The following is a 21,117-nucleotide window of genomic DNA, read 5'->3' as shown; positions in this document are numbered from 1 at the left end:
GCGACGGGTGCCGGGCACCTGTCGCTTTTTTCAATCAACGATATTCTGCTCTTTTCTTATAACTGTTAACGATGTCATGGCGCCAACAAATATGATGGTGATAAACGAGTACAGGAACTTTTCAATACCGACAATTTTTAATCCGCTTAAAATAACCAATCCATCAATTGCGAATATCAAAGCGCCGATGTTAATAGGGAGGAGCTTTGTCATCAGCTGAGCCAGAAGGTCTGTACCCCCTGTGCTGGTTTCATAACGGAGCATGAGGCCGATTCCAAAGCCGACCAGGCATCCGCCTAAAATCGAGCTGGGCAAAATGGAAAGTTCAAAATGACCTCGCATAGCAGAAAGCAAATCAATAATGAAGGAAGAAATCAGAAGGCCATGCAGACTATAGAAAAAATATTTCTTCTCATAAAACCAGGCAAGTACATATAATGGAATGCTTAAGACAATCATACTCAATCCAGTGGGAAGCTCGTAATAATAATGGAGGATTAGCCCTATGCCAATAATGCCCCCATCAAGCAAATGGTGAGGGACAAGGAAGCCGTTAATGCCTATGCCTAATAATAAACTTCCTATTAAAGTTGCAAACAGCTTTTCATACATCAGCTATCACCCTAACTTGTCCAATTCTATACTTATAGAATATGAATGGGCAGGCATTAAATAGAAGCGTTAGAAAACAAAAAAGCTTGTCCGATTTGGACAAGCTTTTGTTGTAAGGCACTTCCGCTTTTCTATTTAGTGCGGCAGGAAAGCAAGCTGATAAAAGAATAACACTGCAAATAAATAAACCAGCGGATGAACTTCTCTCCATTTGCCTTTTACCACTTTCATAAGCGGATAAGCGATGAATCCAAGCGCAATTCCTGTTGCAATACTGGATGTCAGCGGCATGCTTAAGATAATCAGGAATGCAGGGAATGCTTCATCAAGTTCATTCCACTTAATATGTGAAATGCTGCCCATCATCAGGCTTCCAACGATGATCAGGGCTGGTGCAGTAATGGCAGCAAGACCTGATACGGCACTGACAAGCGGTCCGAAGAAAGCTGAAAGCAGGAACAAACCTGCAACCGTCAAGGTTGTTAATCCTGTTCTTCCGCCCGCTGACACACCTGTGGAAGATTCAATATAAGCTGAAGTCGGGCTTGTGCCAAACATGGCACCGATAGAAGTAGCGATGGAATCTGACAAAAGCGCCTCACGAGCTCTAGGCATCGTTTTGCCCTTCATTAATCCGGCCTGCTGGGCAACGCCGATCATCGTTCCTGTCGTATCAAAAATCGTTACAAGCAGGAAGGAGAAAACAACGGCGTATAAACTATGCTGGATAACATCTCCAATTGCATCAAATGGATTTAAAATGATGATTCCATCCGGAAGCGAAGGCAGTGATACAAATCCTTGATCAAAAGAGAGCTGGCCAGTAAAGAAGGCAATCAGGGCTGTGATTATCATTCCGAAAAATAAAGCCCCATTAATCCCGAGCGTCATGAGAATTAATGTTACAGCAAGACCGATCAGAGCAAGAATGGATTGTGGAGAATGCAAATCCCCTAGTGCAACAAGATTTGTTGGGTGGCTTGTGATCAGCCCGGTTAACCGCAAGCCGATAAATGCAATAAATAAGCCGATTCCGGCAGTAATTCCGTGCTTTAAATTATCCGGTATCGCAATGATCAGTTTTTCCCGGAAAGGTGTAAGCGACAATATAATGAAGATAATACCTGCAATAAATACTGCTGAGAATGCAGTCATGTAATCAATATTTCCATGTGTGCCGACAACGGAGTAGGCAAAATAGGCGTTCAGGCCCATTCCCGGTGCGATGGCAATCGGATAATTGGCAAACAGCGCCATCCAAAGAGTACCTGCAACGGTTGCGATAATGGTTGCGGAAAAGACTTGCTCAAAAGGTACACCTGCATCAGATAATATGACAGGGTTAACGACCACAATATAAACCATAGTTAAGAAAGTGGTGATGCCTGCCAGAACCTCGGTCTTTACGTTTGTTTGATTTTCTTTTAATTTGAACATATAAAGTCCCCCATAAACTAAAACTTCTTTCAGGTTGTATGTGTTATCAAAAAATACGAACGTTAAGAAAGCACAAATAATATAATATTCGTTTTTGGTATAGATTTCAAGACCTTAATGTTATTATTCTATATATTGGCGGTTTCATCCTTATATAAAGAAAAAAGCTTCGATAGGAAACTTGCTTTCCGCGAAACAGCCATTATATAAAAATGTGTTGATTATCAATGGAGTATGCTTATACACTATTGTCAAATGATAACGAAATGGGGTTGGCCTATGTTTGCAAATCTTAAAACTATGAACTTGAGTCAGCAGGCCGAATATTTTACAAAGGCCCTTGTGCAGATGAAGAGCTACAACCATTCGGATGGAGAAAGGCATAAAGCTGACTTTTTAAAAGAAATAATACACTCGTACCCATGTTTTAATGATAATGATAATTTAGTATGGACCCAGGAAATACCTGGTGATGAATTGGGCCGCAAGAATGTGTTTGCCTTCCTCAAGGGGCGCTCCAGAAGCAAAAAGACCATTATATATCTGGCGCATTTAGACACGGTCGGCACAGAGGATTTTGGGCCGATTCAGGGACTGGCCCATGATCCGGCTAAGCTCCAGGAGTTTTTTGTACAATATGGCGCAGATCCGGAAGTGCAGGAAGACGCCCGGTCTGATGAGTGGCTTTTTGGCAGAGGGGCATTGGATATGCAGAGCGGAATAGCTGTCCATCTGTCCAATCTCCTGTATTTCTCAGAAAATCGCGACGAATTGGACGGCAATTTGCTTGTCATGTTCAATGCTGATGAAGAGGGAGAGCATAAAGGAAGCAGAGCCGCCCTATCCGAATTGCTAAGGCTGAAAGAAAAAATGGGCCTGGAATATTTGACTGCAATAAATAATGATTTTATCTCGCCATTGTATGATGGGGACACCACAAAGTATATATACACCGGTACAGCAGGAAAAATCTTGCCGTGTTTCTCCATTTTCGGAAGGGAGGCTCATGCAGGTGAAAGTCTTGCGGGGATTGATCCAACATTAATTGCTGCAGAGCTGACGGCCCGTATAAGCCAGAATTTTCAGCTGACTGAGAAGCTTGAAGGAGAGCTGGTGCTTCCGCCAAGCTGTTTATATATGAGAGATGATAAAAAACGCTATGACGTTCAGACGGCAGTCGGCTGCCGAGTTTACTTCAATTACTTTTTCTATGAAAAACCATTGAAGCAGCTTTCGAAAGAACTTGGGATGATTGCCGAAGATGCAGCCATCTCAGTAGAGGACCGGCTGAAAAGTGCCTTTAAAGATTTTCGGACTGTCAATAAGCTGCCGGAAAGACAGCTGGACTGGGGTACAGAAGTGACGGCATTAGAGGATTTTCTTGTTTATCTTGAAGAAAAGGGCATAGATACAGTGAGTGTTATGGAAGAAGCAAGAAAGCAAAGCTCGCTCAAAGAAACAGATGCCAGAATGATTGCTTTTGATATTGTAGAAGCTTTACACCAATCAGACCCTGAAAAGAAACCGAGAGTGGTTTTATTTTATGGAACACCTTTTCTTCCTGCCAACACGGTTGATGTGAATACAGAAAGAGGGATCTTTTTGAAGAATTGCCTGGAGGAAGTGCTGGCTGAAGAGGCTGAGAAGACAGGTGAGGTATTCAAGGTCCGCAAATATTTCCCCTACTTATCTGATGGAAGCTTCCTATCTTTTGACGGCTCTGATGAGGATATACAATCTCTTAAAAAGAACTTTCCTGCTATAAAAAGCCTTTTTCCAATTCCATTAAAGGCAATGAGAGATTTAAATATTCCTGTCATTAACCTCGGAGTTTATGGGAAGGCTGGCCATAAGTGGACTGAGCGGGTCTATAAACCATATACTTTTGAAGTTTTGCCTGAGATTATCCGCAAGCTTACAAGAAGAATTCTTCAAAAGCCGGGTAGCTAACTCCCGGCTTGCTACAAAAATAGTAACTTTAATATAACAGTAGCGTCTAATGTAAGGAGAAAGAATTCAGGAGGCGGTTGCAGATGATAAAGGCTGTAATTTTTGATTTTGATGGAACCATTGTAGACACAGAGTCTTTATGGTATGAGGTCTTTAAACAAACTCTGTCAGAAGATTATGGATTTGAGCTTGGGCTGGAGGATTTTGCGAAGGGCATTGGCACCACAGATGACATTCTATTTAATTATATTGACAGTATATTAGGTATTCAAATTAATCGTGAATCTGTTCAGGAGAAAACAGAAAAAGCATTCCAGAGTCAGAGGGATATTTTAATTCTGAGGGAAGGGATTCAGGATCTAATAGAAAAATGCATTGAAAAAGGCCTTAAGCTTGGAGTCGCATCCAGTTCCGGCAGTGATTGGGTTAAGCATTATTTAAACCACTTTGGAATTGAGGGACATTTTCAAACTATCAAAACAAAAGAAGATGTTGAAAAAGTAAAGCCTGACCCGGCTCTTTACATAAAAGCACTTGAAGAAATGGGTGTCGAGCCGGAAGAAAGTCTGGCCATTGAAGATTCGGTAAATGGATCAATCGCAGCTGTTCAGGCAGGAATGCACTGTGCGGCTGTTCCTAATGATGTGACGCACTTTCTTTCCTTCCATGAAAAGGTTTTGCGGTATAAGGCTTTTTCTGAAATACCTATTGATGAACTGATAATGGGGTAAGGCAAGGGTTAAAAAAAGGGAGCGGGCTCAGCCTGCTCCTTTTGAAATTATTATTAAAATATGGCATTTAATATTAAATAGACAATGCCAGCTAAAGTTGCCGATATTGGCAAGGTGATTACCCATGTAATAAGCATTCTCTGTGCTGTACCCCATTTTACTCCTTTTAGCCTGTGGGCAGAACCTACACCCAGGATGGAAGAGGAGATAACATGAGTAGTACTAACAGGCAAATGGATATACGTTGCACCGAAGATGATCATAGCGCCTGTTAAGTCTGCTGCCACTCCATTTATAGGACGGATTTTCATGATTTTTCCGCCGACTGTTTTAATGATTTTCCAGCCGCCGACAGAAGTTCCGAGACCCATGGCTAATGCACAGGAGAACTGTACCCAGAAAGGGATATCAGTAGTTGTAACATAATTGTTTGCAATCAGAGCCATTGTAATGATCCCCATTGCCTTCTGTGCGTCATTTGTTCCATGTGTATAGGATTGCAGAGCAGCAGTGAAAATTTGGATCAGCCTGAAGTTCCGGTTAGTTTTAGTCAGGTTGTTGTGTTTAAAAACAATCTTGAAAATGCTGTAAACAATAAAACCTACTGCAAATGCAATTAACGGCGAAAAGATAAGTGCCTGAAGGATTTTTAAAAATCCCTGATAATTTAGAGCTGAAAATCCTGCTGCCGCAATCGCGGCACCGGCTATCGACCCTATGATCGCATGAGAAGAGCTGCTTGGGATGCCATAATACCAGGTCAGCAGGTTCCAGAATATCGCAGCGATTAAAGCGGCTAGGATGACAAGAGAACCATTCTGCAAGGTAAAAGGGTCCACAATATCTTTGGTAATGGTTTTAGCCACTCCAGTAAATGTCATGGCACCAACAAAGTTCATGACGGCTGCCAATATGATGGCGTGCCTTGGTTTAAGCGCCTTGGTTGAGACTGAGGTTGCTATTGCGTTTGCTGTATCGTGAAAACCATTGATAAAGTCAAATGCCAGGGCCCCAATGACAATTAAGATTGTTATAATAAATATTGCATCCATTGTAATCGCCCCTTAAGCATTTTTCATAATGATGGTTTCAAGCGTATTGGCGACATTCTGGCAGCTGTCTGCAATTTCTTCCAGCGTTTCATAAATTTCTTTATACTGAATGATTCGAATAGGATCTTTTTCTGTGGCAAAAAGATGCTTGATTGACTGACGGCGGACTCCATCACATTTGGATTCGTAATCTTTAATTTTGATTGCATGCTCTCTGATCTGCAGTAATTTCTTAGTTGAAAGAAGCACCACGGATTTTTCAATTTCAATTGCACAATTCTTAATCGCATCCACGAACTTAAGCATAAATTCATCAGCCTGTGTCATGGAATACATTTCAAATAAATCAGCACATTCTTCAAAGCCATCCAGCACATCATCCATGCTCATAGCGAGGTGGAGGATGTCTTCTCTTTCAATCGGCGTAATAAAAGCGTTATTTAGTTCTTTAATGACTTCATGAACATAGGAATCGCCCTTTGTTTCATAATCCTTCATTGTTTTTGAAAAGGTTTTTAAATCACTGACATTGTTAATCTTATAGTCGGCAAAGTAAATTGCACTATCTTTTAAATTCACGGAAATATTGCTTAACAATGTGTTAAACTTGTCCTTCTTCTTAAAAACCATTTTTTTACCCCCAATTATTTTAGGAAAAATTGAATCAAACGTAATTATTTTATACGAAATCGACAAAATATGATAGTTTTTTTTATTACAGTAATATTCCCCAGTTTGATGAGAATAAACGAAGAGACTCTTTATAACTGAAAGAAAGACACCACCAAACTCGGCGGTGCCTTAATTATGGGGGGATGACCATCTATCCTTTCAGCCTTCCAATAAAATCATGCAGTTTTTGCAGTGAATTCAAATTTTCATTGCATTTCTGGCTGTCCTGGCAAATGTAATTTCCTTTTTTTGTATAAGTGCCCAACTGAGTACCCTTGGTTTCAGTTAAGAACATGCCTGTTTCTTCAAATTTGCTGCAGATGGCACAGATTCCTTTTTTGCTCAGCGGTTTAAATGTTCCATATATGCCAGTCAGTCTGCCATCCAGCAGGCTGATCATATACTTCCTGTTTGTACCTTTGTCGTCCCATCCCAAGTAGCTGATTTCCCTGAAATCGATATCTTCAAGTGCTGGTATCTTTAATTTTTTTGCTTTAGGGAACAGCTTTTTGATGGATTGTTCCGTCAAAGATGCAAACGGTATTACATATTCCTTTATTTGTGCCAAGAAGGCATCAGCCTGGTCTCTTTCTTTTATATCAATGATTGGTGAAAGAAGCTGCTTTTGTTCCTCGCTGAGTTCTTCAAAAAGACCTAAAACTTTTTCGCTAGAAAGAGATTTCAGTGTATTCAGCACTCCTGTATCATTGACAGTTGCATGGCCATTAATAAGCACTTGCGTCTGATATTTAATAAAATTATATTGATCATTTCGGATGAAAGGTTCCAATATATTCACTCCTATACCTTCAGCACCTTTATATATCACCTTCACTTTAAAATAATTACATAAAAATGTAAATGTATAAAATAATTAGGAAATGAACACGGCATATGAAAAAGCACTGAACAAGGTCCAGTGCGAAGATTTCACTTTTTATAAACTATTTTTTTGATTGTTTCGACTGAAAGAAAATATTCTTCCGCCAATTGGCTAATTGTTTTGCCGTTTTGGAAGGCACGTTTAATAGAACAGTTCCTTTCATCCAGAGCTTTTCTCGCTCCAGAGCGTGATCCCCATTTTTCGTAGTCCTTTTCAGGCTTGGGGATATAAATAGCCTCACCCTGAACGTATTTTTGAATTTCTGCTATCAAATTCTCCGGTAAAACGGCATTCGCTTTTACATAACTCATTTCTGCCAGCTCCTTATTGATTTTTGACAATAAAAAATGAATAAGGTGCAAAGCCGATATCAGAAATGGTTTTAGTTGAATGGGCGATAATAATTTAGTCCATTACCGCCTCATGCAAAGTATCGCCACCAATATCAGGCTTTGCATGAGACGCCGCATTATCAGGCATTGCAACTGCAATGGCCACTTTCATCACCTCCTAAAGAGTGTTTTTCTATATTATAAATTACCATGATTGCCAATGCATGTAACACCCTAATTTGAATTTGTCTTTATCATCCCTTGATTCTTGCAGATTTTTCTGATAATATATTTTTCTGCCCACGCGTACGCTCATATGTATTTCTCCATTGCGGCTGAAAAACAATTGAAAGGAGAAACATATGCCATCTGAATTTGAACACCCCGATTTTCAGCAGGAGACTCAACGGCTGGAGTTTACGAAACGTTATATTGATGTCGTGATTAAAACTTCAGAATCGAGCAAAGATAAGTTTCAGGAGAATATGAAAGAAGCTTTCGAAGACGTTGATTGGCTCGAATCCAGTTTAAGTTACTCTTCTTTACTGACAAATGCCCGTTTTTTTGAGATGTCCAAAGAAGAATTAAATCAATTGAAAAAAGCCCGTAAAAAGCCTTATTTTGCCAGAATTGATTTCTTAAGGGAAGATTTAAACGAAAAAGAGATTTTATACATAGGCAAAACATCATTGTATTCAAGGGAGAATCAGGAGCAGATTATTGTTGACTGGCGTTCTCCGATAGCCAATTTATACTATGAAGGCAGGCTGGGTGAGGTTCAATACCATTCCTATGAAGAAAGCTTTACGGGCCATCTGTCATTGAAACGGCAATATATGATTGAAGACGGGATTCTGGAAGAAATCCGGGATATAGATCTCACGACTACTGATGAATTGCTTCAGGAATCACTGTCTAAAAGCTCAAGCAACCGCCTCACTGAAATAATTTCAACCATTCAGGAAGAACAGAACAAAATAATCCGTGCTGATTTGAATAAGCCCATCATTGTTCAGGGGGCAGCAGGCAGTGGCAAGACAACGATTGCCCTGCACAGGATAAGTTATTTCATTTATCAGTACAAAGAAAATTTTGCCCCTGAACAGCTTATGATTCTGGCACCGAGCAGGCTATTCATTGACTATATTTCAGAAGCTCTTCCAGAGCTTGGTGTAGAAAGAGTCCGCCAGACTACCTTCCAGGAATATGTGCTGGCATGTCTTGGTGAGGATCTTAAAATGGCTGATGACAGTAAACTGGTGAACTTGCTTGAGGACCATGGCAGTGAAGAAGCAAACCTTGCAGCCTGGGCATCATCCATTAAAGGATCGCCTGTTTTTCAGATAATCCTCACCAATTACCTAAAAGAAATATATAATAGCTTCTGCCCCAGTGATGATTTTATGGTAGATAAATTCAGGCTGTTCAGCCATAAGAAATTCTTTCAGCTTTTTTTGGAGGATTACAATTATCTGCCTCTTTATCGAAGGCTCGAAAAATTAAAAGCTGTGCTTCAAAACGATCTTGCTAAGAAAAAGAAAAATATCATAAAGAAAATTGAAACATATTATGACGAGAGAATCGAAAGGGCCCTTAACAGAGGGAAAGACCCGGAAAAAAGAAGACAGTATGTTTCAGATGCGCTTGATAAAAAAGCAGCCAGGCTGGAAGAATTAAAGAAAAGCTTCAGAACTGCTGTGCCAAAATACATGAAGCAATTTCCGAAAAAAAACCTGATCCGTTATTATAAAGACCTATTTGAAGACTCCATCCGTCTTTCAAGATTGTCAGGCGGGAAATTGCCTGTAAAGGATGCAGATTTACTATGTGAATACTGCAGGAAATTGTTCAGGAAAAAAGTTTATGAAAGAGAAGACTTAGCTTTAATGCTTTACTTGCAGGAAAGCCTTTTTGGCATCCCTAAAGAGCTGAAGGCAAAAAATATCGTCATTGATGAAGCACAGGATTACAGTTTCATGGAGCTCTTCTCTTTAAAAAAGTCACTTGATACGGATATGTTCACATTAGTTGGGGATCTTGCACAGGGAATTCATTCCTACAGGGGACTAACAAGCTGGCAGGAGGTTCTTGACTTTATTTTTCCGCGTGCAACATATACAGAGCTTCAAAAAAGCTATCGTACCACCGTGGAAATCATGGAAAAGGCGAATGAATTGCTCAAGCTCCTCCCCTATTCATTCCCTGAAGTCGAACCGGTTGTCCGCCATGGAAAAAGTCCTGAATTTATCAAGAGAGAGAATGGCCACAGGCTTGTACAGCAGCTTGAGGAACAGGTAATTTCATTGAAAGAAGAAAATTATAAAACGTTTGCGGTGATCGGTAAAACGATGAAAGACTGCCTGCTCATTCATGACCTTTTTGAAGAGCATGCCAAACTCCCTTTTAAACTGCTGCAGGAGCAGGAAAGCATACCAAAGGATGAAATCGTCATCGTACCCTCATACTTGGCAAAGGGCCTCGAATTTGATGCGGTCATGATTGTATCACTTGAAGAAGAATTTTCCAGAGAGTATGAATTGGATATTAAGCTTCTTTATGTCGCCATGACACGGCCTCTGCACCGATTATATTTCTATGGACTGGAAAAAAACAATTTTATTATAGGATAAAACTTTTAGCAGCCGATTTTTCAGGCTGCTTTTTTTTGCCTAAAAGCATTCCGAACTTCAAAAAAATAATTTTAATGTCCGTTGTTTAGGACATTTTTTCACCGGGAAAATCAATCTTACATAAGGAGGGATGGCGAAAAATCCGCGATATCACAATTCCGGCATTTGCCGTTTATATAGATGGGCGATTGCATCCCTCGGGCAATCGCTTTTGTTTTGAAAGTGTAAATAGCAGGTCTCCTTTTCATGCAAATGATAAAATGAAGTAGAAAACATGGAAGGAGATGATTTACTCATATGAAGGATATCAGCAGCACTTTAACCTTGCATAATGGAGTTGAAATGCCCCAATTTGGGCTGGGAGTATATAAAGTAGAAGTGGGCCGGCAGGTTGAAGACACCGTGAAAAATGCAATAAACATAGGATACAGGCTAATTGATACGGCTGCCTTTTATGAAAATGAAGAGGGTGTTGGAAGGGCAATTAAAGAAAGCAGTGTTCCCAGGGAAGAGCTTTTCATAACGACAAAGGTGTGGAATACGGACCAGGGATATGAGCAAACATTAGATGCCTTTGATAAGAGTTTAAAGAAGCTGGATTTAGAGTACATCGATTTGTATCTAATCCATTGGCCAGTTAAGGAGAAATACCTGGAAACCTGGCGGGCGCTTGAAAAGCTTTACAGGGATGGAAAGGTAAGAGCCATCGGCGTGAGCAATTTTCAAATTCATCATTTAAAGGACATAATGGAAAACTCAGCTGAAAAGCCTGCAGTCAATCAGGTTGAGCTTCATCCTCTTCTATCCCAGGAAGAATTGAAGGCATTTTGTGATGATCACAATATAAAAGTGGAGGCATGGTCTCCTATCGCCAGGGGCAGAGTGCTGGAGCACCCTGCCATAAAAGAAATTGCCGAAAGTCACGGCAAATCATCAGCCCAAGTTATATTAAGATGGCATCTCCAAAACGGTATTATCGTAATCCCCAAATCAGTTAAAGAAGAAAGATTAAGGGAAAATGCAAATATTTTTGATTTTGAATTAACTGAAGAAGAAATGAGACAAATAAATACATTAAATAAAAATCAGCGATTTGGGGCCGATCCGGACAAATTTGATTTTTAATAAAGCTATTCAAAAAGCATCCTAAGGGGTGTTTTTTGTTTTTATAAAATTTTTCCAGAAGAATAGTTTTTTATTTTTTGGTTTTAGATAGTGAATCCTGGGTAATTTAATTGTACAAGCAGATAAGATCACCAAAAGCTGCGCAGCTACTGAATGAAATTCTTAATCTGAACAGAAACTAAATTAAATCAAAACGAGGAGTGATTTTCAATGTTAAGCTTTTTATGGGCATTAATTATAGGTGGTATCATTGGTTGGTTAGCAGGTATGATTGTGGGAAGAGATATTCCAGGAGGAATTATTGGTAACATCATCGCTGGTTTCATTGGTGCATGGTTAGGGGGATTAATTCTTGGTGATTGGGGTCCTGTCGTAGCCGACTTTGCTATTATTCCTGCTTTAATTGGTGCTATCGTGCTTGTATTCATCGTAGGCTTCATCATGAAGGCTATGCGCAAATCTCATGATTAATAAAATCATTTGAAAGAAGTCCCATATGGGGCTTCTTTTTTTGCGCTGAAAGCCTCTGCTTCTTTGTTTTAGTGAAATAAAAGCTGCCTCTGAAAGGGCAGCTCTAAATCGTTATTAAAAGGAATACGGATCGATTCCCTTAAAAATCTCAGGTTCATCTAAAAAAGGCGCATGACAGACTATGGTTTCCTCTAAGAATGGGTGTGGAATCTCAAGTTTTACGGCGTGCAGTGCCTGCCGTTGAAAAGCAGGTTTCCCGCCATATAAAATATCCCCTGCAAGAGGATGACCGATATGGCTGAGATGAACACGAATCTGATGTGTTCTGCCTGTATCCAGACGGCATTTAATAAGTGAAAGATTTAGCTTAGGAAAGTACTCAATTAGTTCATAGTTCGTGACAGCAGGCTGGCCGCTGGGGGATACTCTTCTTCTGGTTGGATGATGCCTGTCCCGCCCAATTTGTTCGCTGATGGTTCCTTTGATCTCCGGAATCCTGCCATGAACCAATGCTAAATATGTGCGTTTAATTGTTCTTACTTCCAGTTCTTTATCCAGGATTGCTCCTGACAATGCATGTTTCGCAAACAAAATGGCACCGGTTGTATCCCGATCCAGGCGATGTATATGTTTTATGCTTCTGCATTCGCCCTGCATCTGCATATGAAAGGCTGCAGCGTTTGCTAAAGTATTAGTTTGCTCTGGAGAATTAGGATGCGTGTCCATGCCTGCAGGCTTATTCAAAACAAGTAAATGATCATCTTCAAAGAGTACTTCGATGTCATAATAAGAGGGTATAAGGCCCAAATCTTCCTCCTTGAAGAAATGGAATTTTAATTTATCCCCTGCATGCAGAGGCTTTGTCCAATTGGCTGGATCATCATTGGTTAATACCTGCTTGTTCATCCTCATGTTGTGTGTCTGCTTTTTTGGTGCTCCCCATAATATCCGGACTATATATTCGACGGAATATCCTTCCCAGCTAACCGGCACCTCTATTTCACACCATTCGCCAAACCTTTGTATTTTTACCATAAATTGCTCCTTATCCTGATTGAATAATCGTGACTTTTATACATATAAATTAATTACAATAATATATTAGCCTTTAAAAACAGCTGATAAAAGGAATAGGTATTCACAAAATATTATCGTAATATTCAAAATCACCTTTTATTTTGCTGAAAATGAAGTTAATATAGAACTTTAGAACCAATTATAAAGCATTATGCCTGTGCCATCTATTTCCTCAGGAGGGATAAATGTAAACAAATTCCTACTCCATGGGTATAATTACCACCCTAAAGGGCTTTCAGAATATGATATTCTTATGTATATATTACGAACTGATTACAAGGATTACAAAGGTGGGTTATCAGTGAAAGTTGTATTTGCATCAACTCCTGATCAGGAACAAAAAATTCAAGAATTAATTAGAAAATTCTATTCAAATGTGTTACCTCTTTATTTCACAGATGATGACATAAGAGAATTTGAACAGCAGAAGATTTTACATACTTCTACACGGCACTTTGAATACTTCGGAACATTAAAGGAGGCTTACCAGGTTATAGCAGGACTGCAGACGCTAATGGCTATTCTGGAATCCCGGCAGATGAATGACAAATATGAAATGATTTTCGTCAAAAATGTTCAAATACTTCAAGAATTCGGTTTGTCATTCCCATTCGACTACAGTCATTTTTGCGGAGAAAGGATGCCGCGGAATAATCTGTTCAGTGTCTACGCCAAAGCCGCAAATGAAATGCTCGTATAAAAAAACGCCTGCAGCCGCAGGCGTTTTTGGTTATTTCGAATTCTCATTAAACCATTGTTCAAAGACTTCTTTTTCCTGGTAACCAGTAATTCTGTTAACCTCTTTGCCGTCTTTAAATTGAACAATTGTTGGAGTCTCCTTAATTCCGTAATTGTCCCAGCCGTCTTCAAATTCAAGCAGGTTGAATTGAACCAGATCAATTCCCATATCTTCTGTAAGCGGAGACACAATAGGAGTTGTCCTCTGACAATGAGGGCATGTCGGGCTATAAAAATACACAGTTGCATCTTCATTTTCATTTAACTTTTTGTCCAATTCTTCAGGAAGAATCAGATTTTGATAATTTGGGTCTTCAAGCTGTTTGACTGTTTCAGGATGAAGTGAATCCTTTTCATATGGATTATTCCCAGAAACTTTTTCTTCATTTTGCATTTTAGTTAAGATTCCAACCGCCGCGAATAACGCAACGATAATTGCAAGAAAAATAATGACCTTTTTCATTATTCTGCTACCTCCTTGGTTTTCTTCCAGACAAGATAACTGCAAATAAAAATAATTATAAAAGCTGTCAATGCTAAAAACGGAATCGTGATGAATCCAAGCCAATTAATATATTGCCCTGTACAGGGAACTCTCCCGCATGATGCTGCATGGTCAGCCATAAATGAAATTTTCTGAATGGAGTAGTGGTAGATAGAAATTCCTGCTCCAACTGCAGATAACACCATCGTATAAAGGCTGATGCGATAATCTTTCTTAACAACAGCCAAGCCTAATATGACAGCAAATGGGTACATGATAATCCTTTGATACCAGCAAAGCTCGCAAGGCTCATATTGCCTGATTTCCGAAAAATAAAGGCTGCCGAACATGGCCAGAATCGATGCTGCCCAGGCAATAAACAGCAAATTCTCCCGCCGGTCTGTTTGTCTTTTCTCCATAATAATCTCCTTATTAAAATGTACTCTAAAATTATAAAGCTATTGGACATCCCTTGTAAATTAACATGTTCAAAGGAACATCAGAAATAGTGAATTTGTAATATTGAAATGGTATTAGCAAGGAACAGGGGATATTCAATCACCTTTATAGAAATATATATGAAGGAAAAGACGCAAGATAAGAAAAAGAGGGTAATTGGCTAAGAAAATTCAGAGGGTGTTATGAATGCAGTAAAAAAGGGAAAAGACCTGTATATCACTGGAGAGGCTGAACTTTCTTATCAGCTCCCAGGATAATTATAATTTCCAAAAGGAGTGCACCACCATTGACAAAGCTTGATTTAAAGAAGTTTGAGAAAAAAATGATTATCAGAAATACACGGCATTCAGATATAGATCATATCATCGCCCTGCAGGAGCTCTGTTTCCCCGGCATGATACCATGGAAGAAGGATCAGCTTGAAAGCCATCTGGATATTTTCCCCGAAGGCCAGTTTGTTGCAGAATATGATGGGGAAATCATTGGTTCGTGCTCAAGCCTTATTATTAATTTTGATGAATATGATGATCGTCATTCCTGGGATGATGTAACAGATAAAGGATACATAACAAACCATAATCCGGAAGGCTATAACCTTTATGGAATAGAAGTAATGGTTCATCCGGATTACCGCAGAATGAAAATTGGCCACCGCCTTTATGAGGAGAGAAAAGAGCTTGTCAGATCTTTAAACTTAAAAAGTATCATCATAGGGGGGCGAATTCCAAATTATCATAAATACGCCAAAGAAATGAACCCGCGTGAGTATGTGAACGAGGTCTCACTTCATAAAATCTATGACCCGGTTTTATCCTTTCAGCTCCTAAATGGCTTTATCCTGATGAGGATTAACCCGAACTATTTGCCTGATGATGTGCAGTCTAATAAATATGCAACGCTGATGGAATGGAATAATGTTGATTACAGGCCAATGACCAAGCGCTTTTACAAAACAAGTTACCCGGTCCGTATATGCGTGGTGCAATATTTAATGCGGCAGATTAAATCCTTCGATGAATTTGCCCATCAGGTGGAATATTTTACAGATGTTGCTTCTGATTCCGGTTCTGACTTTGCAGTATTTCCCGAGTTATTTACCGCTCAGCTAATGTCCTTTCTGGACGAACGGTCACCGAGCCTTGCGGTCAGGAAGCTGACGGAATACACTGAGCAATATATCGAGTTGTTTACGGATTTGGCAGTCAGGTATAATATCAATATAATTGGCGGCTCTCATTTTGTTAAAGAAGATGATGATGAGATTTATAATATCGCTTATCTTTTCCGCCGCGATGGAACGATTGAAAAGCAGTATAAGCTCCACATTACGCCAAATGAGCGCAAATGGTGGGGGATCAGCCGCGGGGACGAAGTAAAAGTATTTGATACGGATTGCGGAAAAATAGCCATCCAAATTTGCTATGACATCGAATTTCCTGAGCTGGCTAGAATTGCGACTGATAAAGGTGCAAAAATTATATTTACACCTTTCTGTACTGAAGATCGCCAAGGATATTTGCGGGTACGCTATTGTGCTCAGGCGCGCGCTGTTGAAAATCAGATATACACGGTTATTTCAGGAACGGTGGGCAATCTTCCGCAAACTGAGAATATGGATATTCAATATGCACAGTCTGCCATATTTGCACCATCTGATTTTGAGTTTGCAAGGGATGGCATTGTGGGAGAGACCAATCCAAATATTGAAATGGTCCTGATCGGTGATGTTGATCTGGAAATTCTCCGCCGGCAAAGACAGGATGGCACGGTGCGCCAGCTAAAAGACCGCAGGCATGATATTTACAGCATTAAATATAAGAAGTAATATATAGTTGCAGATTGAGCGCCTTTCAACTGGCGCTCAATGCTTTTCAGCGGAAGCATACATAATCTTAGGGTGAATTTTGTCAAAATAACTCGGATGTTTTTAAGAGGAATATCCGCCTGGAACACGAAAAGGATATGAAGAAGCTTTTTTAGGAGGTCATACAATGGAATGGAAGACAGCGGCAGATCGATGGGTAAACCATGAGAATTTGGACAGTGAATTACTGGAACAGCTAAAACGTCTGCAGGGAAATGAAAAGCTCCTTGAAGAAGCGTTTTATAAGGGGCTGGAATTTGGAACAGGCGGTATGCGCGGGGAAATAGGACCGGGAACAAACCGCATGAATATATATACAGTCCGCAAGGCATCTGCGGGGCTTGCCGCATACATAGAAGAAAAAGGATTGGATGCAAAGAACAGAGGGGTGGCAATTGCATATGATTCACGCCACATGTCCCCGGAATTTGCAATGGAAGCGGCTAAAACACTTGCCAGCAGGGGCATTCAGACATATGTATTTGACGAACTCCGCCCAACACCTGAACTTTCATTCGCAGTACGTTACCTGCATGCGTATGCAGGGATAGTCGTGACAGCAAGCCATAATCCTCCGGAATACAATGGCTATAAGGTGTATGGATCGGACGGTGCTCAGCTGACTCCTGCTGAAGCTGATATTGTTATCCGCAAAGTAAATGAAATAGAAAACGAATTGATTATTGAAGTGATGGACGAGGACAGTTTAAAGGAAAAAGGCCTAATCACAATGATTGGAACTACAGTTGATCAGGCCTATCAGAAGCAGCTCCTTACCATTTCGGAGAACCCTGATGCGGCAAATGAAACGGATGTTCATGTAGTTTTTACACCTCTGCACGGTACAGCCAACAAGCCAGTTAGAGAGGCTTTGGCCGCTTTGGGCTATGAACATGTGCATGTAGTGAAGGAACAGGAGCTCCCTGATCCTGAGTTTTCAACAGTAAAGAGTCCTAATCCAGAGGAAAAAATTGCATTTGAGCTGGCCATGAGAGATGGAAGAGAAACAAATGCAGATATATTAATTGCTACAGACCCAGACGCTGATCGTCTTGGCATCGCTGCAAAAAACAAAGATGGTGACTATGTTCTTTTGACAGGAAATCAGACAGGTGCGCTGCTGCTTCACTACATACTTTCTCAGAAGAAAGAGAAGAATACACTGCCTGACAATGGCATCATGTTAAAAACGATCGTTACATCTGAATTTGGACGCAGGGTTGCATCATCTTTTGGCGTAGAAACCATCGATGTTTTAACAGGCTTTAAGTTTATTGCAGAAAAAATCAAGGAATACGAGGAGACTGGTGAATACAGCTTCCTGTTTGGGTATGAGGAAAGCTATGGCTATCTTATCGGCGACTTTGCAAGGGATAAAGATGCTATCCAAGCGGCATTGCTTGCTGCGGAAATGGCTGCTTTTTATAAAAAGAGAGACATGTCCCTTTATGATGCATTGCTCAGCTTATTTGACGAATATGGTTATTTCCTTGAAGGGTTAAAATCAATGACTCTAAAAGGAATTGAAGGAGCAGAAAAAATCCAGCAGACCCTGGCATCCTTCCGTGCCAATCCAATAAAGGACCTTCAAGGAATGAAGGTCCAGGCTGTTGAAGACTACTTAACAGGAATCAGAACTGAAGCAGATGGAATGGAGAAAGTAATTGAACTGCCGAAGTCTAATGTTATTAAGTATTTCTTCGAAGATGGGACCTGGATCTGCCTAAGGCCATCTGGCACAGAACCGAAAATTAAATTCTACTTTGGAATCAGTGCCTCTTCATTAGCCAGCAGCAAGGAAAAACTGGAATCTGTCCAAAAAGAATTTATGCAGATCGTAGAAGAAAGAATGGGCAGTTCAGTAAAAAAATAGCGTTAAACATCCAGAATGTTATTAGCCAGAAAGCAAGGGCATGAAACTTACCAGCTATCCATTTGCATAATAGATGCACCGAAGAGGCCTGCTCTTCGGTGTTTTTTCTGTCTACAACTTTAGTCGCAGGCCGCTTCCTCCCAAATGCCAAGGAAGAAAGGGAATAAAAGTTATATAATAAAAGTACATATTATGAAAGTTCCAAGGGGGATAAGGGTGTTAGGGGAAAAAAGGCAATCTGAAATCAGAATTTTAAAAGAAATAGCAGAAATATTGAATGAAGGAACGGAAATTGATTCCCTTCTAAAGGAGGTTCTGCAGAAATTGCTTCATATTACCGGTCTTGAAACGGGATGGGTATTTCTAATCGATAGCCAAGGGGAGTTTCGCCTGGCAGCAGAAGAGAAACTGCCCCCTGCCCTTTCCGCGGATAACTGCAGACCGATGTGCAAGGGAGACTGCTGGTGTCTTGACCGCTATAATGACGGCAGATTAAATAAAGCTTCGAACATTATTGAATGCAAAAGGATAGAAGATGCCATTGCCGAGCAAAGAAAGGATACCAAGGGGCTTACCCATCATGCCTCCGTACCGCTGAGAGCAGGGGAAGAAAAGTTCGGGATACTTAATATTGGCTCACCTGATAAAACCCATTTTTCACCTGAAGAATTGGCTTTACTGGAATCAGTGGCTTTTCAAATCGGAACGGCTATAAAACGAATCAAGCTGACACAGCTGGAACAGGAGACGGCTCTTGCTGCGGAAAGAAACAGGCTGGCAAGGGACCTGCATGATTCAGTCAACCAGCTTTTGTTCTCCTTAAGCTTAACGGCGAGAGGAGGGGCTGAAATGACTGATAATCCTGAAATTAAAGAGACCTTTTCCTACATGCAGGATCTCGCACAGGAAGCTTTAAGCGAGATGAGGGCACTTATCTGGCAGCTGAAACCCCGCGGGCTGGAAAATGGGATTGTATGTGCTATGCAGACCTACAGCCAAATGCTTGGGCTGACGCTCAATTCAAGAGTAAAAGGTGTGATCTGTCTGCCCGGAAAAGTTGAAGAGACACTTTGGAGAATTGGCCAGGAAGCACTGGCAAATTGCAAAAAACACTCTGGTGGATCAACAGCAGATTTAGCACTGACAGTGGATGAAAAAACAGTTGCAATGGTGATTTCCGATTGCGGCAGAGGGTTTCATTATCGTGAAAACGATATCCCTTCACTCGGCCTCAAAAGCATGAAGAAAAGGACGGAAGCACTGAACGGTTCATTTAAATTAAAAACAGAGCCAAACAAAGGAACGAATATTGAAATTATCATTCCTTTGGAAAAGGGAGGGAAATAGATGGCCATCAAGGTTTTAATAGCGGACGATCATCATGTTGTAAGAAGGGGTCTTGTATTTTTTCTCAAAACACAGTCGGAAATAGAAATCATCGGAGAAGCAAAAAATGGCCGTGAAGCTGTTGAGATGATGCAAACGAACCAGCCTGATGTGGTATTAATGGACTTGGATATGCCTGTTATGAATGGTATTGAAGCCACAAGGCAAATTAAAGCGAGCTGCCCTGAAGTGAAGATCATGATACTCACAAGTTTTTCAGATCAGGATCATGTGATTCCGGCAATTGAGGCGGGGGCCTCAGGATATCAACTGAAGGACATTGAGCCGGATATTCTTGTTCAGGCAATTATCCAGCTGATGAAAGGGGAAAACCAGCTGCATCCAAAAGCGACCTCCCATCTGCTCACACATTTAACGAATAAAAACAGTACTGAAAGACAGCCGCTGGAAGAACTGACAAAGAGAGAGCTGGAGGTTCTGCGGGAGATTGCAAAAGGGAAAAGCAATAAAGAAATTGCTTCATCCCTTTATATAACAGAGAAAACAGTCAAAACCCATGTTTCCAACCTGCTGTCCAAATTGGATCTCGCAGACAGGACACAGGCAGCACTTTATGCAGTGCGTCATGGTATTGCAGAGGAAGACTAAAAAACTCATCCAAAAGTTGCAGAAGATATTTACTGAATTAGACCTAAGATAAGCATTATAAAACTCAGCCATACTGACGATGTTTATAAACGCATGTTTCTATATACTAAAGAATATAGGACTAAAAGGAGAGTTTATGATGAAGCTTACAATTATTAATGGAAGCCCGCGATTGAAGGGAAGAACGGGAATAGCCTCTCGTTATATTGCAAGGAAATATAATGCTGAACTGATCGATTTAAGTCTTGGAGAAATTCCTTTATATAATGGAACAGAAGATCAATATCAGCTGCCTGCCGTTAAAAAGCTGCGTCAGCAAATTGCAGACTCTGATGGGGTCATTCTTGCTTCCCCTGAGTACCACAGTGCCATGAGCGGAGCTCTAAAAAATGCGCTGGATTTTCTCGGAAGTGAGCAATTTGCCCATAAGCCAGTTGGCTTACTGGTTGTGGCAGGAGGCGGAAAAGGCGGCATCAATGCCCTGAATAATTTAAGAATTGCCGGCAGAGGTGTATATGCCAATGTCATTCCTAAACAGCTGGTCCTGGATCCGCATTGTTTTGATTATGAAAATGATGGCCTTTATGAGGAACCTGCCCAGCTTGTTGAGGGGTTAATGAAAGAACTTCAGGTATATATGAAGGCATATGGTCAAATTAAGCAGGAATTAAAATAATAAAAATAAAAAAACACGGACCAAAAAATCCGTGTTTTTATTATTGGTGGAATTCT

General features: G+C 40.5%; 20 protein-coding genes. 11 read left to right on the top strand and 9 right to left on the bottom strand.

The window, feature by feature from the left end; all coding sequences use genetic code 11:
• Positions 1-30: 30 nt before the first annotated feature.
• Both QUF73_11280 and QUF73_11275 read right to left on the bottom strand, forming a co-directional pair.
• Entirely contained in the window at positions 31-612 is a 582-nt protein-coding gene (locus QUF73_11280; GenBank protein ID MDM5226805.1) for a YitT family protein, read from the bottom strand.
• A gap of 135 nt (positions 613-747) precedes the next feature.
• Positions 748-2,049 carry an NCS2 family permease gene (locus tag QUF73_11275; GenBank protein ID MDM5226804.1) on the bottom strand — a complete coding sequence of 434 codons (1,302 nt, stop codon included), beginning with the start codon at positions 2,047-2,049 and terminating at the stop codon, positions 748-750.
• A gap of 279 nt (positions 2,050-2,328) precedes the next feature.
• Between QUF73_11275 and QUF73_11270 the strand changes: the two genes are divergently transcribed.
• On the top strand, positions 2,329-3,999 hold the full coding sequence (locus QUF73_11270; protein ID MDM5226803.1) for a M20 family metallopeptidase: 1,671 nt from the start codon (positions 2,329-2,331) through the stop codon (positions 3,997-3,999).
• 83 nt (positions 4,000-4,082) lie between these two features.
• On the top strand, positions 4,083-4,730 hold the full coding sequence (locus QUF73_11265; protein MDM5226802.1) for an HAD-IA family hydrolase: 648 nt from the start codon (positions 4,083-4,085) through the stop codon (positions 4,728-4,730).
• Between the two features lie 53 nt (positions 4,731-4,783).
• Here the strand turns inward: QUF73_11265 and QUF73_11260 are convergent, their stop codons facing one another.
• From QUF73_11260 to QUF73_11245, 4 genes are all read right to left on the bottom strand, one after another.
• Complete coding sequence (locus tag QUF73_11260; GenBank protein MDM5226801.1) at positions 4,784-5,782, bottom strand: inorganic phosphate transporter; 999 nt, start codon at positions 5,780-5,782, stop codon at positions 4,784-4,786.
• Positions 5,783-5,794: 12 nt separating this feature from the next.
• Complete coding sequence (locus QUF73_11255) at positions 5,795-6,412, bottom strand: DUF47 domain-containing protein (GenBank protein ID MDM5226800.1); 618 nt, start codon at positions 6,410-6,412, stop codon at positions 5,795-5,797.
• Between the two features lie 193 nt (positions 6,413-6,605).
• Entirely contained in the window at positions 6,606-7,244 is a 639-nt protein-coding gene (locus tag QUF73_11250) for a FusB/FusC family EF-G-binding protein (protein MDM5226799.1), read from the bottom strand.
• Between the two features lie 140 nt (positions 7,245-7,384).
• Positions 7,385-7,648, bottom strand: a complete 264-nt coding sequence (locus QUF73_11245) for a CD3324 family protein (protein MDM5226798.1) — start codon at positions 7,646-7,648, stop codon at positions 7,385-7,387.
• Between the two features lie 383 nt (positions 7,649-8,031).
• Here QUF73_11245 and helD point away from each other — a divergent pair, with 383 nt between their 5' ends.
• The 3 genes from helD to QUF73_11230 all read left to right on the top strand — a co-directional run bounded on the left by helD (position 8,032) and on the right by QUF73_11230 (position 11,895).
• On the top strand, positions 8,032-10,299 hold the full coding sequence (gene helD, locus QUF73_11240; protein ID MDM5226797.1) for an RNA polymerase recycling motor HelD: 2,268 nt from the start codon (positions 8,032-8,034) through the stop codon (positions 10,297-10,299).
• A 297-nt stretch (positions 10,300-10,596) separates the two neighbouring features.
• On the top strand, positions 10,597-11,424 hold the full coding sequence (locus QUF73_11235; GenBank protein MDM5226796.1) for an aldo/keto reductase: 828 nt from the start codon (positions 10,597-10,599) through the stop codon (positions 11,422-11,424).
• Between the two features lie 210 nt (positions 11,425-11,634).
• Positions 11,635-11,895 (top strand): GlsB/YeaQ/YmgE family stress response membrane protein, encoded by a 261-nt coding sequence (locus QUF73_11230; protein ID MDM5226795.1) that lies wholly within the window; start codon positions 11,635-11,637, stop codon positions 11,893-11,895.
• Between the two features lie 114 nt (positions 11,896-12,009).
• Here the strand turns inward: QUF73_11230 and QUF73_11225 are convergent, their stop codons facing one another.
• Positions 12,010-12,930, bottom strand: a complete 921-nt coding sequence (locus QUF73_11225; protein ID MDM5226794.1) for an RluA family pseudouridine synthase — start codon at positions 12,928-12,930, stop codon at positions 12,010-12,012.
• A 343-nt stretch (positions 12,931-13,273) separates the two neighbouring features.
• Here QUF73_11225 and QUF73_11220 point away from each other — a divergent pair, with 343 nt between their 5' ends.
• Positions 13,274-13,672 carry a YhcU family protein gene (locus tag QUF73_11220; protein ID MDM5226793.1) on the top strand — a complete coding sequence of 133 codons (399 nt, stop codon included), beginning with the start codon at positions 13,274-13,276 and terminating at the stop codon, positions 13,670-13,672.
• Between the two features lie 30 nt (positions 13,673-13,702).
• Here the strand turns inward: QUF73_11220 and QUF73_11215 are convergent, their stop codons facing one another.
• Positions 13,703-14,173: a thioredoxin family protein gene (locus QUF73_11215; GenBank protein MDM5226792.1), complete on the bottom strand. Its 471-nt coding sequence runs from the start codon at positions 14,171-14,173 to the stop codon at positions 13,703-13,705.
• Positions 14,173-14,613, bottom strand: coding sequence for a disulfide oxidoreductase (locus QUF73_11210; GenBank protein MDM5226791.1), 441 nt, complete (start codon positions 14,611-14,613; stop codon positions 14,173-14,175). Before QUF73_11210 ends, QUF73_11215 begins: the two co-directional genes overlap by 1 nt.
• Positions 14,614-14,975: 362 nt before the next feature.
• Here QUF73_11210 and QUF73_11205 point away from each other — a divergent pair, with 362 nt between their 5' ends.
• The 5 genes from QUF73_11205 (at position 14,976) to QUF73_11185 (ending at position 21,061) form a co-directional block, all read left to right on the top strand.
• A complete protein-coding gene (locus QUF73_11205) occupies positions 14,976-16,478 on the top strand; it encodes a GNAT family N-acetyltransferase (protein MDM5226790.1) in 1,503 nt (500 codons plus the stop codon).
• Between the two features lie 166 nt (positions 16,479-16,644).
• On the top strand, positions 16,645-18,390 hold the full coding sequence (locus tag QUF73_11200; protein MDM5226789.1) for a phospho-sugar mutase: 1,746 nt from the start codon (positions 16,645-16,647) through the stop codon (positions 18,388-18,390).
• 216 nt (positions 18,391-18,606) lie between these two features.
• Positions 18,607-19,737, top strand: a complete 1,131-nt coding sequence (locus QUF73_11195) for a GAF domain-containing sensor histidine kinase (GenBank protein ID MDM5226788.1) — start codon at positions 18,607-18,609, stop codon at positions 19,735-19,737.
• On the top strand, positions 19,738-20,385 hold the full coding sequence (locus QUF73_11190; protein MDM5226787.1) for a response regulator transcription factor: 648 nt from the start codon (positions 19,738-19,740) through the stop codon (positions 20,383-20,385).
• A gap of 139 nt (positions 20,386-20,524) precedes the next feature.
• Positions 20,525-21,061: an NADPH-dependent FMN reductase gene (locus QUF73_11185; protein ID MDM5226786.1), complete on the top strand. Its 537-nt coding sequence runs from the start codon at positions 20,525-20,527 to the stop codon at positions 21,059-21,061.
• Positions 21,062-21,117: the final 56 nt, after the last annotated feature.

The organism is Cytobacillus sp. NJ13 (assembly GCA_030348385.1).
Classification (GTDB): Bacteria; Bacillota; Bacilli; order Bacillales; family Cytobacillaceae; genus Cytobacillus.
The sequence above is the reverse complement of the archived record's forward strand: the minus strand, read 5'-3'. Positions and strand labels throughout refer to the sequence as shown.

Bases quoted from the DNA above. Each gene is read 5' to 3' on its own strand.
- QUF73_11215 (MDM5226792.1), bottom strand. From the start codon at position 14,173: ATGAAAAAGGTCATTATTTTTCTTGCAATTATCGTTGCGTTATTCGCG.
- QUF73_11225 (MDM5226794.1), bottom strand. From the start codon at position 12,930: ATGGTAAAAATACAAAGGTTTGGCGAATGGTGTGAAATAGAGGTGCCG.
- QUF73_11265 (MDM5226802.1), top strand. From the start codon at position 4,083: ATGATAAAGGCTGTAATTTTTGATTTTGATGGAACCATTGTAGACACA.
- QUF73_11205 (MDM5226790.1), top strand. From the start codon at position 14,976: ATGATTATCAGAAATACACGGCATTCAGATATAGATCATATCATCGCC.
- QUF73_11185 (MDM5226786.1), top strand. From the start codon at position 20,525: ATGAAGCTTACAATTATTAATGGAAGCCCGCGATTGAAGGGAAGAACG.
- QUF73_11255 (MDM5226800.1), bottom strand. From the start codon at position 6,412: ATGGTTTTTAAGAAGAAGGACAAGTTTAACACATTGTTAAGCAATATT.
- QUF73_11200 (MDM5226789.1), top strand. From the start codon at position 16,645: ATGGAATGGAAGACAGCGGCAGATCGATGGGTAAACCATGAGAATTTG.
- QUF73_11190 (MDM5226787.1), top strand. From the start codon at position 19,738: ATGGCCATCAAGGTTTTAATAGCGGACGATCATCATGTTGTAAGAAGG.
- helD (MDM5226797.1), top strand. From the start codon at position 8,032: ATGCCATCTGAATTTGAACACCCCGATTTTCAGCAGGAGACTCAACGG.
- QUF73_11235 (MDM5226796.1), top strand. From the start codon at position 10,597: ATGAAGGATATCAGCAGCACTTTAACCTTGCATAATGGAGTTGAAATG.
- QUF73_11275 (MDM5226804.1), bottom strand. From the start codon at position 2,049: ATGTTCAAATTAAAAGAAAATCAAACAAACGTAAAGACCGAGGTTCTG.
- QUF73_11230 (MDM5226795.1), top strand. From the start codon at position 11,635: ATGTTAAGCTTTTTATGGGCATTAATTATAGGTGGTATCATTGGTTGG.
- QUF73_11245 (MDM5226798.1), bottom strand. From the start codon at position 7,648: ATGAGTTATGTAAAAGCGAATGCCGTTTTACCGGAGAATTTGATAGCA.
- QUF73_11280 (MDM5226805.1), bottom strand. From the start codon at position 612: ATGTATGAAAAGCTGTTTGCAACTTTAATAGGAAGTTTATTATTAGGC.
- QUF73_11260 (MDM5226801.1), bottom strand. From the start codon at position 5,782: ATGGATGCAATATTTATTATAACAATCTTAATTGTCATTGGGGCCCTG.
- QUF73_11270 (MDM5226803.1), top strand. From the start codon at position 2,329: ATGTTTGCAAATCTTAAAACTATGAACTTGAGTCAGCAGGCCGAATAT.
- QUF73_11210 (MDM5226791.1), bottom strand. From the start codon at position 14,613: ATGGAGAAAAGACAAACAGACCGGCGGGAGAATTTGCTGTTTATTGCC.